Source organism: Nitratireductor thuwali (genome assembly GCF_036621415.1).
GTDB lineage: Bacteria > Pseudomonadota > Alphaproteobacteria > Rhizobiales > Rhizobiaceae > Chelativorans > Chelativorans thuwali.
This window is the reverse complement of record NZ_CP030942.1, coordinates 139,083-152,281: the sequence shown is the minus strand read 5'-3', so window position 1 is coordinate 152,281 and position 13,199 is coordinate 139,083. Positions and strand designations below refer to the sequence as shown.

At 62.6% G+C, this 13,199-nt stretch carries 8 protein-coding genes and 1 pseudogene; all 9 read left to right on the top strand.

Annotated elements, in window-relative coordinates; genetic code table 11:
* The first annotated feature begins 6 nt into the window (after positions 1 to 6).
* On the top strand, positions 7 to 840 hold the full coding sequence (locus NTH_RS21270; RefSeq protein ID WP_338532223.1) for a carbohydrate ABC transporter permease: 834 nt from the start codon (positions 7 to 9) through the stop codon (positions 838 to 840).
* 2 nt (positions 841 to 842) lie between these two features.
* Positions 843 to 1,970, top strand: coding sequence for an ABC transporter ATP-binding protein (locus tag NTH_RS21265; RefSeq protein ID WP_338532214.1), 1,128 nt, complete (start codon positions 843 to 845; stop codon positions 1,968 to 1,970).
* 24 nt (positions 1,971 to 1,994) lie between these two features.
* Positions 1,995 to 3,260: an ABC transporter substrate-binding protein gene (locus NTH_RS21260; RefSeq protein ID WP_338532213.1), complete on the top strand. Its 1,266-nt coding sequence runs from the start codon at positions 1,995 to 1,997 to the stop codon at positions 3,258 to 3,260.
* A 130-nt stretch (positions 3,261 to 3,390) separates the two neighbouring features.
* Positions 3,391 to 4,521: a glycoside hydrolase family 88/105 protein gene (locus NTH_RS21255; protein WP_338532212.1), complete on the top strand. Its 1,131-nt coding sequence runs from the start codon at positions 3,391 to 3,393 to the stop codon at positions 4,519 to 4,521.
* 263 nt (positions 4,522 to 4,784) lie between these two features.
* Positions 4,785 to 5,051: pseudogene (locus NTH_RS23175) on the top strand (BapA prefix-like domain-containing protein); the annotation flags it as partial.
* Positions 5,052 to 5,150: 99 nt separating this feature from the next.
* On the top strand, positions 5,151 to 8,105 hold the full coding sequence (locus NTH_RS21250; protein WP_338532211.1) for a hypothetical protein: 2,955 nt from the start codon (positions 5,151 to 5,153) through the stop codon (positions 8,103 to 8,105).
* A gap of 492 nt (positions 8,106 to 8,597) precedes the next feature.
* Positions 8,598 to 9,791 carry a TolC family protein gene (locus NTH_RS21245; RefSeq protein WP_338532210.1) on the top strand — a complete coding sequence of 398 codons (1,194 nt, stop codon included), beginning with the start codon at positions 8,598 to 8,600 and terminating at the stop codon, positions 9,789 to 9,791.
* A 58-nt stretch (positions 9,792 to 9,849) separates the two neighbouring features.
* Positions 9,850 to 12,024 (top strand): type I secretion system permease/ATPase, encoded by a 2,175-nt coding sequence (locus NTH_RS21240; RefSeq protein WP_338532209.1) that lies wholly within the window; start codon positions 9,850 to 9,852, stop codon positions 12,022 to 12,024.
* The gene (locus NTH_RS21235; protein ID WP_338532208.1) at positions 12,021 to 13,169 is read left to right on the top strand and encodes an HlyD family efflux transporter periplasmic adaptor subunit; all 1,149 of its coding nucleotides are present in this window, start codon (positions 12,021 to 12,023) and stop codon (positions 13,167 to 13,169) included. Before NTH_RS21240 ends, NTH_RS21235 begins: the two co-directional genes overlap by 4 nt.
* Positions 13,170 to 13,199: the final 30 nt, after the last annotated feature.

Genomic DNA, 13,199 nt, shown 5'->3' with positions numbered 1-13,199 from the left:
CGGCGCATGCACGCGATCTCGTCGGCCGTGCGCTATTTTCTCCTGGCGGGCGTCGGCCTCGTCATGCTCTACCCGCTGATCTGGCTGATCGGCGCCTCCTTCAAGACCAATTCGGAGATCTTCACCAATCCGGGCTTCATCCCGCAGGAGCCCACGATCGACGGCTACATCCAGGGCTGGAAGACCTCGACGCCCTATACGTTCGCGACCTTCTTCTGGAACACGTTCCTCATCATCCTGCCCAAGACGATCGGTACCGCCATCTCCTGCGCGGCCGTGGCCTACGGCTTTGCCCGCTTCGAATTTCCGGGCAAGAAGATCCTCTTCGCCACACTCATCGCGACGCTGCTCCTGCCCAACGTGGTCACGCGCATTCCGCAATATCTGCTGTTCCGCGATCTCGGTTGGCTCGACACCTTCCTGCCGCTCTGGGTGCCGTCGGCCTTCGCGGGAGACGCGTTCTTCGTCTTCATGCTGATCCAGTTCCTGCGGGCCATACCGCGCGACATGGAGGAGGCCGCCCGCGTCGACGGGGCCAACACGCTGCAGACGCTCATCTACATCGTCGTGCCGATGCTGGCGCCGGCGCTGATCTCGGTCTGCCTGTTCCAGTTCATGTGGACCATGAACGACTTCCTGGGTCCGCTCATCTACCTGTCCTCGGTCGACAAGTATCCTATCTCGCTGGCCCTGAAACTGTCGATCGACACGACCGAGGCGTTCCAGTGGAACCGCATCCTGGCGATGTCCGTGCTGGCGCTGATGCCCGCGCTCGTCGTGTTCTTCCTGGCGCAGAAATATTTCATCGAGGGCATCTCGACGGGCGGAGTGAAAGGTTAGCCATGGCGCGCTTGCAGATCCGAAACCTGGAAAAGGTCTATGGCAACGCCTTCAAGGCGGTGCACGGGATCAGCCTCGACGTGAACGACGGTGAGTTCATGGTGCTGGTGGGTCCTTCCGGCTGCGCCAAATCCACGACATTGCGTATGATTGCCGGGCTGGAAACGATCACCGGGGGCGAGGTGCGCATCGGCGACAGGATGGTCAACAATCTGCCGCCCGGTCAGCGCGGGATCTCCATGGTGTTCCAGAACTATGCGCTCTACCCCCACATGAAGGTGCGCAACAACCTTGCCTTCGGGCTGAAGCTGAAGCGGCGGCCGAAGCCCGAGATCGAGGAGAGCACCCGCGCGGTGGCGGGCATCCTGGAGATCGATCCATTGCTCGAGCGGCTGCCCAAGCAGCTTTCCGGCGGTCAGGCGCAGCGCGTGGCCGTGGGCCGGGCGCTCATCAAGAAGCCGGAAGTCTTCCTGTTCGACGAGCCGCTGTCCAATCTCGACGCCAAGCTGCGCGCTTCCATGCGCGTGCGCATCACCGATCTGCACAAGCGCCTGAAGCGCGACGGGCTGTCCTCCACCGTGGTCTACGTGACCCACGACCAGACCGAGGCCATGACCATGGGCGACCGGATCTGCGTCATGAAGGATGGGCATATCATGCAGGTGGCCGACCCCGTGACGCTCTACAACCGGCCGGAAAACGCCTTCGTCGCCGGCTTCATCGGCAGCCCCGAAATGAACCTTCTGGAGGGGACAGTCGTCGCCGATGGCGGGCTGACGGTCGCGCTCGCCGGGCAGCCGCTGTCCTTCGGGCCAGCGCTGACCGACCGGCTGAAGGCAAAGGACGGCGATGCGGTGACGGTGGGCATCAGGCCTCAGCATCTGAGCATCGCCGCACAGGACGACGACAATGCACTGGAAGGCACCGTGGCCCATGTCGAGTTCATGGGGCACGAGGTCTATCTCCACGTCGACATCGCCGGCATGCGGCTCGTCGCCGTCGTGCCTTCCGATCGCTACAACCCCGCCGACATCCACGACGACCATATCCGGCTGACCCCGCGCGAGGAGGCAGTCCACATCTTCGACCGGCAGACTGGGAGGAATATCAGCCTGCCGCCAGAAGCTTGAACAAGATCAAACCGGGAGGATGAAATGAGGAAGACAGCAACAGCACTTGCAACGATATTCGCCTTGGGCGCGGGCGCCGCGCAGGCGGCGGATCTGCGTATGTCGTGGTGGGGCGGCGACAGCCGCCACATCGCCACGCAGGAGGCGCTGAAGGCCTGCGGCGAAAAGCACGGCCATACGATCCAGCCCGAATTCACCGGGTGGACAGGCCACCAGGAGAAGGTGACCACGCAGCTTGCCGGCGGCACGGAGGCCGACATCATGCAGATCAACTGGCCGTGGCTGCCGCTGCTGTCGCTGGACGGCTCGGGCTTTGCCGATCTGCGCGAGTATTCCGATACGATCGATCTCGGCCAGTGGCCGGAGGAGCAGCTCGAAAGCGGGACGATGAACGGCAAGCTGAACGGCCTGCCCATCTCCACCACGGGCCGCGTCTTCTTCTTCAACAAGGCGTCCTTCGAGAAGGCCGGCGTTCCTCTTCCCAGCACCTGGGACGACCTCATCTCGGCGGCATCCGTCTTCAAGGAAAAGCTGGGCGAGGACTATTTCCCCTTCGACGCCACGGGACAGAACGGGCTGACCGCCGTTCTCATCGTTTCGCTGGCGACGACGCAGATGACCGGCAAGGATCTGATCGATCCGGCAACCAACACGGTCGCCTGGACCGCGGAGGAACTGCAGAAGGGCATCGAGTTCCACCAGAGCCTCGTCGACCAGGGCGTCATCCGGTCATGGAAGACGGTCGCCGGTGGCGGCAATGTGGAACTGTTCGAGCTGCCTGCCTGGTCGGACGGCCGCATCGCGGGGTCCTACGAATGGGATTCGACCTATTCCAAGTTCAACGACCCTCTGGAGGAGGGCCAGGAGCTCGTGCCGGTGAAGCTGCTGACGGTCCAGGATGCGGTGACGGAAGGCGTATACCGCAAGCCGTCCATGGTCTTCTCGATCTCCAAGAACAGCAAGAACCCGGAAGCTGCGGCCCAGATCGTCAACTGCCTTTTGAACGAGCCCGAAGGCATTCAGGCGCTGGGCGATTCGCGCGGCATCCCGGCAAGCCGGATCGCCTCCGAGACGCTCGCAGACAGCGGTGCCATCAATCCGCAGCTGCTCGCGGCGAACCGGATCGTCATGGAGGCAAAGGGGCCGACCGTCTCGCCCTTCAACGAACATCCGGAGGTGCGCGAAATTTTCCAGGATACGCTGGAAGCGCATGCCTATGGCCAGATCTCGGCCGCCGATGCGGCGGTGGAGATCATCGAGGGCGTCAACGGCGTGCTCGAAAAGTTCTGAAAACCTGATGCGGCGGCGGGCCCTGCCTGCCGCCGTCATCTCCCCAAACAGGCCTCTGCAGGCACCGGCAACTCCGGAACCATTCTCCGGGTGAGGAGGGTCTTTGCATCATGGAGGGAGCTGCCGCGGCATGCTGATGGAATATTTCGACAATTATGCCGCGGCCTACACGCCCTACAAGGGCGGCTCCTGGTGTTACGAGGACGGCTGCATCTATCGGGGGCTCGCGCTGCTGCACGAGGCGACGGGCGACAGGCGCTGGTTCGCTCATCTGAAGCGCCTGCTGGACGCACAGATCTCGCCCGACGGCGATCTGGCGGGCTATACGGTCGAGGAGTTCAACATCGACCATATCCTGCCGGGCCGCGCTCTCATCTATCTCTACCAAGCTACCGGGGATGAGAAATACAGAGCCGGCGCCCATCTGCTCGCCAGGCAGCTTGCGCTGCACCCGCGTACCCGCTCGGGCGTTTACTGGCACAAGAAGGTGTATCCGTGGCAGATATGGCTCGACGGCATCTATATGGGCCTTCCCTTTCAGATGGAGTTCGCGCGCCTGAGCGGGGACGATGCGCTCGTTGACGACGCTTTGAAGCAGCTGACGAAAGCCCTCTCGCTGACATGGGAAAAAACGACGGGGCTCTACGCCCACGGCTATGACGAGAGCCGGCAGCAGCAGTGGGCGGACCCCGATACCGGCCGCTCGTCCGCGCATTGGGCGCGAGCGCTCGGCTGGCTGGCGATGGCGCTGGTCGATATTGCCGAACTGGTGGGCACGGAGCGGCTGGAGGCCGCAGGCGCCGGCGAGCATATGCGCGCTCTTCTGGCACAGGTTCTGGCCCTGCGCGCGGCGGACGGCACCTGGCTGCAGGTCATCGACAGGCCCGATCTGCCCGGCAACTATGCCGAGAGCTCGGCGACCGCCATGTTCGCCTATGCGCTGCTCAAAGCCGGGCGTATCGGCTTTTCCGAGGAGTTCGCCTCCGTCGGACACGGCTCCCTGCTGACCTTGGCAGGGAAGGGGCTGCGGGACGACGGCACCGGCACCTTGCGGCTTGGCGGCATCTGTCACGTAGCGGGGCTTGGCGGGCTCTCCAACGTCTATCGCGACGGCACGGCCAGCTATTATCTGACCGAGCCGGTCGTCGAGGACGACGCCAAGGGCGTTGGGCCCCTTATGATGGCCGAGGCCGAATCCATTCGCTTCGGCCTGCGTAGGCGGGAGCACCCCATTGTGCCGGCTGCCTCTTCGCGTCTTTGAAGCATCAAGGCGGCGTCTATCGACATACAGTTACATGATATCCAGTTTACCGTAGTCAATAGTTTGTGACTTGTATTCGCAAACAACAGGCCATAGAGGGCCGTACCCGCAGTGCAACGCTAGGGCCGTAGCAACCGTCTGGATGACTGAAGGGTCAGCCAGGCCGGTCCGCCTTGCGCGCGTCCGGAGCCCTGCCGGCTTTAGCCGGCAGGGCGGAATAGAAACTATTTAAGCGATGCAGATTTTAGAAATGGGGATTTGATTTGTTAAGAGCGGAAGTTGCGTCGGAATCCGGCAATAAGACATTGGAATTAAGGGACACAGGCGGGAGCATCAATGCATCCATCTATAGCCGAATTGCTCTTAACGTCCCCGTAAAATCGGTCTCGGAGCACATCCGCCAGGGCGATGACCTCATCATTGTTCTCACCAATGGTGGAAGGATCGTTCTGGCCGGGTTCTTTGAGAATGAGAACCGCGTTCACCGTGAGCTCTTTCTCGCCAACGAAGAAGCAGACGGAACGCTTGCATACATTGAGGTCAATTTTCCTAACGCCGAGCAGGGTATTCTAACGCCTGTTTATGGGGGCCACCATAAAGCACTGGCGCTTGGATTCCTGCCGCTTCTGATGCTCGGCGCCGTCGGTGGCGCATCCATTGCCTTGGCTGCGGGCGACGATACTGATGCAGATGCCGACACGGATGCAGATGCCGACGCTGACGCAGATGCCGATGCAGATGCTGATGCCGATGCAGACGCAGATGCAGATGCGGATGCCGATGCCGACGCAGATGCCGATGCGGACGCGGATGCCGATGCTGATGCCGACGCAGACGCAGATGCCGACGCAGATGCAGACGCAGATGCCGATGCCGATGCCGATGCTGACGCGGATGCCGATGCAGATGCAGATGCGGACGCCGATGCAGATGCGGACGCGGATGCAGATGCCGATGCCGATGCTGACGCGGACGCTGACGCTGATGCGGATGCCGACGCTGACGCAGATGCCGACGCTGACGCCGATGCCGATGCGGACGCGGATGCCGATGCCGACGCCGACGCCGATGCAGATGCCGACGCTGACGCCGATGCGGACGCGGATGCCGATGCGGACGCGGATGCCGATGCCGATGCGGACGCGGATGCCGATGCCGACGCCGACGCCGATGCAGATGCCGACGCTGACGCCGATGCAGATGCGGACGCGGATGCCGATGCAGATGCGGATGCTGACGCAGACGCAGATGCCGATGCCGATGCTGACGCGGATGCCGATGCAGATGCAGATGCGGACGCCGATGCAGATGCGGACGCGGATGCAGATGCCGATGCTGACGCGGACGCTGACGCTGATGCGGATGCCGACGCTGACGCAGATGCCGACGCTGACGCCGATGCCGATGCGGACGCGGATGCCGATGCCGACGCCGACGCCGATGCAGATGCCGACGCTGACGCCGATGCGGACGCGGATGCCGATGCGGACGCGGATGCCGACGCCGACGCCGATGCTGACGCCGATGCTGACGCGGACGCCGACGCTGATGCGGATGCCGACGCTGACGCAGATGCCGACGCTGACGCCGATGCGGACGCTGACGCAGATGCCGATGCAGATGCGGATGCCGACGCCGATGCAGATGCAGATGCGGATGCTGACGCAGACGCAGATGCCGATGCTGACGCGGATGCCGATGCAGATGCGGATGCCGACGCGGATGCAGATGCAGATGCGGATGCTGACGCTGACGCAGATGCCGATGCTGACGCGGATGCCGATGCAGATGCGGATGCCGATGCCGATGCGGACGCAGATGCCGACGCTGACGCGGATGCCGACGCTGACGCAGATGCCGACGCTGACGCAGATGCCGATGCGGACGCGGATGCAGATGCCGATGCCGATGCAGATGCGGATGCCGATGCAGATGCGGACGCTGATGCCGACGCGGATGCCGATGCCGACGCAGATGCCGATGCCGACGCCGATGCGGATGCCGACTCGGACAGCGATAAGCCTGATCCGGCTGAAATCGATCAGTTCAATGGCAGCGTGATTTCGGGGACGGCCAAGCCGGGTCTGACAGCGGTTCTCCGCAATCCGCTGACAGGCGTCGAGGTCGATCGGGTTCCGGTTGATGTCGATGGAAACTTTGAGTTCCAGGCGAGCCTCACGGCGCTCTATTCGCTTGGCTTCCCGAACGCTCTGCTCCTGGAAGTGGTGATCGAAAGCGGGACCGGCGTTTCTTCCGACCCTGTCGAAGTAACCATCGACGCCACGGTCCCAGTGGGTCCGATCCTCGGACGTTCGCTCGACGACACAGCGCTAGAGGGGGATGGGCCGCAGTTGGAAACCAGGCAGCTCAGGGCCGGGTCGCCAAAACTGTGGTGGAACAACGGCGACAAGATCGAAGGTCGGTTTGATATCGCCGATACGGATCCGGGCTCGACGGTCACGGTTTACGACGCCAGCGACCCGTCGAAAGTGCTTGGAACGGGAACAGTCGGTACGGACGGTCGTTTTGAGGTCGATCTGGTCCCGCCGTTGCCTCATGGTGGCCAGGCCGTGCTCAACGTAAGCGAGCCCAGCGGCAACTCAAGCAACTTCGATGTCGAAATCGACCTGGCAGCGCCGACCATTGCCGTCAATCCAGACGATATGACGGTGGATGGCCTTACGGGTACGACGGAGGCATATGCAACTGTCACGCTTACCTTCGCCGGTGGAAGGGAACAGACCGAGACGGCTGATGAGAACGGTGTGTTCACATTCACCTTCTCACCGCGTCTTGGCAATTCTCCGACGGACTTCAAGCTGACCGCAAAGGACCGCGCCGGCAACGAGTCCGGGGAAACAACGGCGACGATCGATCCGATAGTTACGACGACGCCGATCTATCGGCAGGAGGCCCGGTACAAGACTGTCGCGGTATACAAAGACGTTGTGACTGGTTGGGATAAGTACTCGAACGGTTTGTTCGGAGAAATCTATTGGGGATTCTATTCAAACAACGGGATCACCAATTTCTTCAAACCTGCCGGAGCGGCTGTAGGATTTACGTACAGACCGCGGATCGAAAAGCAGTTCTCCCATAATGAGTCTGTGTTCTCGCACTACGAGAGTGTACGCATCGGCGAGACGCGGACGATTACCGGCTACAACAACGAAGTCGAGGATCCGACAACCAGGACGATCGATGTCGACGAGGCGATAAGGCCGGAGTTCAACGCGGTGGCGGAAGCCGAAGCGGTGAGCGAGGGTGCCGAAGCCGATCAGCCGGTCCTGGCGGAAGCGGAGCAGCCGCTGCCCGACTTCGACGCAGAGGTCCCAGCCGAGGCTGTATCCGAAACCGACCCGGTTGAGGAACTGACGATCGAATCGGAGGACAAGGGCGAGATCGCCGTTGTCTTCGCCGAAGCCGGCGAGGAGACCGATGCCGATGCGAAGGCGGCTCAGGAAGGTGGCGAACCTGCCACGGAGACCGCCGCTGACGTCGATACAACGGAGACCTTTGCGGATACACTGCCGCCAGCGAACTCCTTGCAATGGGTCGACACCCAAGAGCAGCATCTCGTCTGATCGTTAGCGATCGCAAGGGTGGCGCGGCAACGCGCCACCCTATTCAGGCGCTACTACGAGCCCGATGGGAGAGGCCCAACTGCGGCGGCACCGTAGTGCGGCCTCTCCCCTAATGCGTTCGAAATATGCGCGGATACTGCATGTAAACGATGCCGGTTTATGCTATAAACAACCTGTCGCGACACTCGCTCCCGTGGTGCCTCCATGGGCGAACCACGACCGATCGAATTGCGATGGACAGGTGTTTTCAATTTGGTTCCTCTTTGCCTTGTGAATTGGAGTGACATGGCCAGTTTTGGCATTTTTCGCGTCCCACCGGCCTTTCTTGCCTCGCTCGTCTTTTTCGCCGGGTGCGCCGGCAGCCCGCCGCCGGGCGAGACAGGCAACCGGAAAGAACCGTCGATTCAGCTTTCGTCCACAACCGGACCGGCGCACGAGGCCCCGTACCGAACCGTTCGATCGAGCCAGAAAAGGGGTCCCGCATCGCCGGATATGGCGGCGCTTCTGAAGCGCTTTCCCGTCAATGGCAGCGCGCCCTTGCGGCCGATCGTCCTTTCGGCCCTCGATCGCGGCGCGGAGGTAAAGGCGGCGGCTCTCTCCCTCGAAAGCCAGGAAGCCAATGTTTCGGCCGCATGGTCCGGATATTTGCCGGTGGTCAGCTCCCGTGTCGACTACGACCCCAAGGATACCCGGCGCGGCGTCCGAGGGCAGGTGGAAGTGTCGCAAAAGCTGGTCGATTGGGGCGGGACCGCCGCCCGCGTCGCGGAGGCCAGGGCCGCGCGCGACGCCGCTGCCGAAGTGCATCGCCAGCGCCAGGACCAGGTGGCGCTCGAGGCGATCGCCGGCTATATCGACATTCGTCAGTTCCAGCGCAAGATCGCGGTGGCGAACGACGATATCGAAGCGCTGAGCCGCATCGCGGCGCTGGCCGGCGAGCGGCTTGAAGCAGGGGCCAGCGACGCCTCGGAGCGGGATCTGGTCAGGCTCCGCCTCGACGAGGCGCGATCTGTTCTGGAGCAGGAACGGTCGAACCTGGCCCAGGCGCTGGCCGCTTACCGCAATCGGGTCGGGCTGAGCATCGACGAGGCCGAGGCCTTGCCCTATCAGGCCGATATTTTCGATGGGCTGGACGTCGAGGACCTGGTCGCGCAGGCGCCGTCGGTGGTGACAAGGACGCTGGAAGCCGCCGGACGGGAAGAAGCCGCCAAGGCAGAGCAGCGCGCTCTGCTCCCGGGCGTCAATGCCATTGCGACCATTTCCACCAATCGCGATTTCGACGATGTGGACACCACGATAGGCCTGCGGCTGCAGGGACCGACATTCACCGGCTTCAGCAACTTCCAGCGCGTCGAGGCCGCGCGGCAGGCGGCGGCCGCCAGCCGCTGGACCGCAGAGACCGAACGCAACACGCTTCTTCGCAAAGTGAAGAGCCAGATCGAGCGCGTTCCCTTTCTGGATCGCCAGATACGGAGCATTGAGAAGCAAATCGCCAACGCGATTGAGCTGCGTGGGATCTACGAACGGCAGTTCGTCTCGGCGGAACGCTCCATTACGGATCTGCTTAGCGTGCAGAGCAATGTGAAGGACCTGCTCGTCAGGAGGGAGGACCTCATGCGGGAGGCGGTCAACAACCAGTATGTGACGCTGTCAGACGTCGGCTTGCTCCGCGCCGCAGTGGGACTGTAGCCGCAAACAACGGGCAGCGCTTTTCGAACTTCGCCGATTTTTCAGGAACGGAATTCCAATGACATTTGTTGGCTCGGGGGTGGAAACGGAGGCGGTGAAGACGACCCCAGCCGCCTCTTCGCGTATCAGCGATCCGCTTGCCGAGGGGCTCGCGCTGCTTTGCCAGCTCAACAACCGCGATGTGCCCGTCCGGACATTGACGGCCGGGCTTCCGCTGGTCGATGGAAAGCTCACCCTGGAGCTGGTGCCGCGCGCCGCGCGCCGCGCTGGCCTTCAGGCCCAGTGGGGCCAAAGCACGCTTGGCGGAATCGCGGAAGAATTGCTGCCTGCATTGCTTTCCCTCGACGACGGCAGCTTTTGCGCGCTTATCGCCGTCGAGGGCGAACACTACACCTGCATCCGGCCCGAGCTGAGCGGAAAGCAGATCGTCTTCCCGCGCAAGACGCTCCTGCAGCGGTTCTCCGGAACGGTCGTCTATGCCGGGGAACGCGATGTCGTAGACCGACGCGCCGACGACATCGCCGCGGATACGACCGGCCACTGGTTCTGGTCGCACGTCAAGGCAAATGCCGGGGCTTTCGGTGAGGTCGGAGTGGCGGCCGCCATCGCCAACATCCTGGCTACGGTGACGGCGCTGTTCGCCATGCAGGTCTACGACCGTGTGATCCCCAATTTCGCCTTTGCAACATTGTGGGCGCTCGCGATCGGAGTCTGCATCGCCATCCTGTTCGAGGCCATCTTGAGAAATGTCCGCTCGCACATCATGAACAAGATCGGCCGCCGCATCGATCAGCGCATCTCGGCCGATGTTTTCGAGCAGGCGATGAACATTCAATGCGCTGCGCGGCCGCGTTCCACCGGGTCGTTCGTGAACCAGGTGCGGGAAGTGGAGGCGGTGCGCGAGTTCTTCACCTCCTCGACGATCGGCGCCGTCAGCGATCTGCCGTTCGTTCTGCTCTTTCTTTTTGTCATATGGCTGATCGCCGGCCCGCTGGTCGTAGTCCTGGCGGTTGCAATCCCGTTGATCATCGGGGCCGGCCTGCTGGCCCAGTATCCCTTGTCCAAGCTATCCAAGAAGCATCACAAGGAGGCATCGATCCGGAACGGCATCCTGATGGAGGCAGTCTCCAATCCCGAGACCGTCAAGGCCTATCAGGGGGAAGCGGGGTTCCAGCGCCTTTGGGAAGAATATACACAGCTTCTCGCCCAGAACAGCTTGAAGCAGCGCGGCCTTGGATCGGGCCTGACCTATTTCACGACGTCGCTGCAGCAGCTCTCCTATGTTTTCGTCGTTGTTGCCGGCGTTTACCTGGTCGAAGCCGGCTCCATTTCCGTCGGCGCGCTCCTGGGCAGTTCCATCCTGACATCCCGCACCATCGCGCCTCTTGCGCAGCTTTCGGTGATCTTCAGCCGTTGGCAACAGATGCGCACGGCCCTTGGAGGCTTGACCAAGATCATGAAGCTGCCGGTCGACAGGCCGCGCGATCGGCAGTTCGTCAGCCGTCCGCGACTGGCCGGCTCGTTTGATCTACGCGAACTCAAATTCGCCTATGGAAAGGACGAGCCGGCGGCTGTCGCCGCTCCGGCGGTCAGCATTGCCGCCGGTGAGGCGGTGGCTCTCCTGGGCAACAATGGCGCCGGCAAATCGACCATGCTCAAGCTGATGGCGGGCCTCTACCATCCCACGGGCGGCCAAATGCTGCTGGATGGCACGGATATCGGCCAGATCGACCCGGCCGACCTGCGCCGCCAGATCGGCTATCTGCCGCAGGAAGTGGTGCTCTTCTTCGGGACGCTGCGCAGCAACCTGGCCTTTGGCTTGGGACCCGCCGACGACAGCGAACTCATCGAAGCCCTGGAATTTGCCGGCGCCGCCGATCTCCTGCGCAACCACCCGAAAGGCCTGGACCGGCCAGTGGGCGAGAGCGGCAGGGGTCTTTCGGGAGGACAGCGTCAATCGGTGGGGCTTGCGCGGCTCTGGTTGCGCGACCCGGCCATTGTCCTCATGGACGAGCCGACGGCCGCGATGGATCAGTCGACCGAAGCGAAGGCGATCGAGAACATGCGGCGGTGGATCGGGGGACGGACGCTCGTCGTCGCCACTCATCGCCAACCGATTCTCAAATTGGTTTCCAAGGCGCTCGTCATGAAATCCGGGCGTGTCGTCGCTTTTGGCGCACGCGAGGAAATTCTCGAGCGCTTCGCTGCCGGATCGGCAGGGGCCGCGTCATGATGTTCAGCGTCAAGAAAGACCGCGTTCTTCTTTGGACCATCGCCGGGCTCGTGGGCGCCTTCATCGTCTGGGCCTGCATTGCCCGCATCGATGAGTTCGCGCGGGGTATGGGCAAGGTCGTGCCGCTCGGCGGGTCGCAGGTCATCCAAAGCTTGGAGGGCGGTATTCTCAGATCGCTGGAGGTGGAGGAGGGCGCGCGCGTCCGCAAGGGCCAGGAGCTGGCCATCCTGGACGATACGAGCGTGCGCGCCGCCTTCGAGGATCTGCAGGGCCGTTCCGTCTATCTGCGCGCCGCGATCACGCGCATCAAGGCCGAGCTGGAGAACCGCAAGAACATCGAGTTCGACCCTGATTTCGAGGCGTATCAGAACATCGTGGAGACGGAGCGGTCGCTCTTTGAAGCGCGCTCGCGCCGTATCCGGGAATTGGAGGAAGCACAAACGAAGCGGCTCGATCTGGTGCAGAGCGAGCTGGATATTGCGCAAAGCCTGGCGCGCAGCGGTGCCGCCAGTCAGGTCAACGTCATCCAGCTGCAAAGATCCCAGGCCGACATGCGCAAGGAAATGTCGGAGATCCAGAACGGCTACTACCAGGAGCTCGCCACAGAGCTGGCCGGGCGCGAAGCCGAACTCTTCAGCGTGCGCCAGCAATTATCGCAGAAGGCCGACGTCCTGCAGCGCACCGTCCTGCGCTCTCCCGTCGACGGCATCGTCAGCAAGCAGCATGTGACGACGCAGGGCGGTGTTCTCGCCCCGGGCCAGCCGATCATGGAGATCGTGCCGATCGGGGAACGACAGCTTATCGAGGCCGAGATCGATCCCAAGGACGTTGCGTTTCTTTCCGCAGGACTGGAGGCGAGCGTCAAGCTGACTGCATACGACTATACGATATTCGGCATGCTTGAAGGCAAGCTCGTTTACATCAGCCCCGATACGATCCTGGATAGCACCCGCCCGGACGCCAAGCCCTACTACGCCGTAAGAATAGAAACGAGCGGCGAGACCCTGAAGGATGCTGAGGGCGAACCCCTGCCGATAATTCCGGGAATGATTGCCGAAGTCAGCATCAAGACCAGCAACCGGCGGGTGATCGCCTCGATCATCAAGCCGCTCCTGCGCGGCACGGAAGCTTTCAGCCAGAGGTGAACAGCATGCCGGCAAGGGACGCCATCCGCC

What these genes read in the sequence shown, in the direction of transcription:
- NTH_RS21260 (WP_338532213.1), top strand. Translation starts at nt 1,995, where the DNA reads ATGAGGAAGACAGCAACAGCACTTGCAACGATATTCGCCTTGGGCGCG.
- NTH_RS21235 (WP_338532208.1), top strand. Translation starts at nt 12,021, where the DNA reads ATGATGTTCAGCGTCAAGAAAGACCGCGTTCTTCTTTGGACCATCGCC.
- NTH_RS21250 (WP_338532211.1), top strand. Translation starts at nt 5,151, where the DNA reads ATGCTCGGCGCCGTCGGTGGCGCATCCATTGCCTTGGCTGCGGGCGAC.
- NTH_RS21240 (WP_338532209.1), top strand. Translation starts at nt 9,850, where the DNA reads ATGACATTTGTTGGCTCGGGGGTGGAAACGGAGGCGGTGAAGACGACC.
- NTH_RS21270 (WP_338532223.1), top strand. Translation starts at nt 7, where the DNA reads ATGCACGCGATCTCGTCGGCCGTGCGCTATTTTCTCCTGGCGGGCGTC.
- NTH_RS21255 (WP_338532212.1), top strand. Translation starts at nt 3,391, where the DNA reads ATGCTGATGGAATATTTCGACAATTATGCCGCGGCCTACACGCCCTAC.
- NTH_RS21245 (WP_338532210.1), top strand. Translation starts at nt 8,598, where the DNA reads ATGGCGGCGCTTCTGAAGCGCTTTCCCGTCAATGGCAGCGCGCCCTTG.
- NTH_RS21265 (WP_338532214.1), top strand. Translation starts at nt 843, where the DNA reads ATGGCGCGCTTGCAGATCCGAAACCTGGAAAAGGTCTATGGCAACGCC.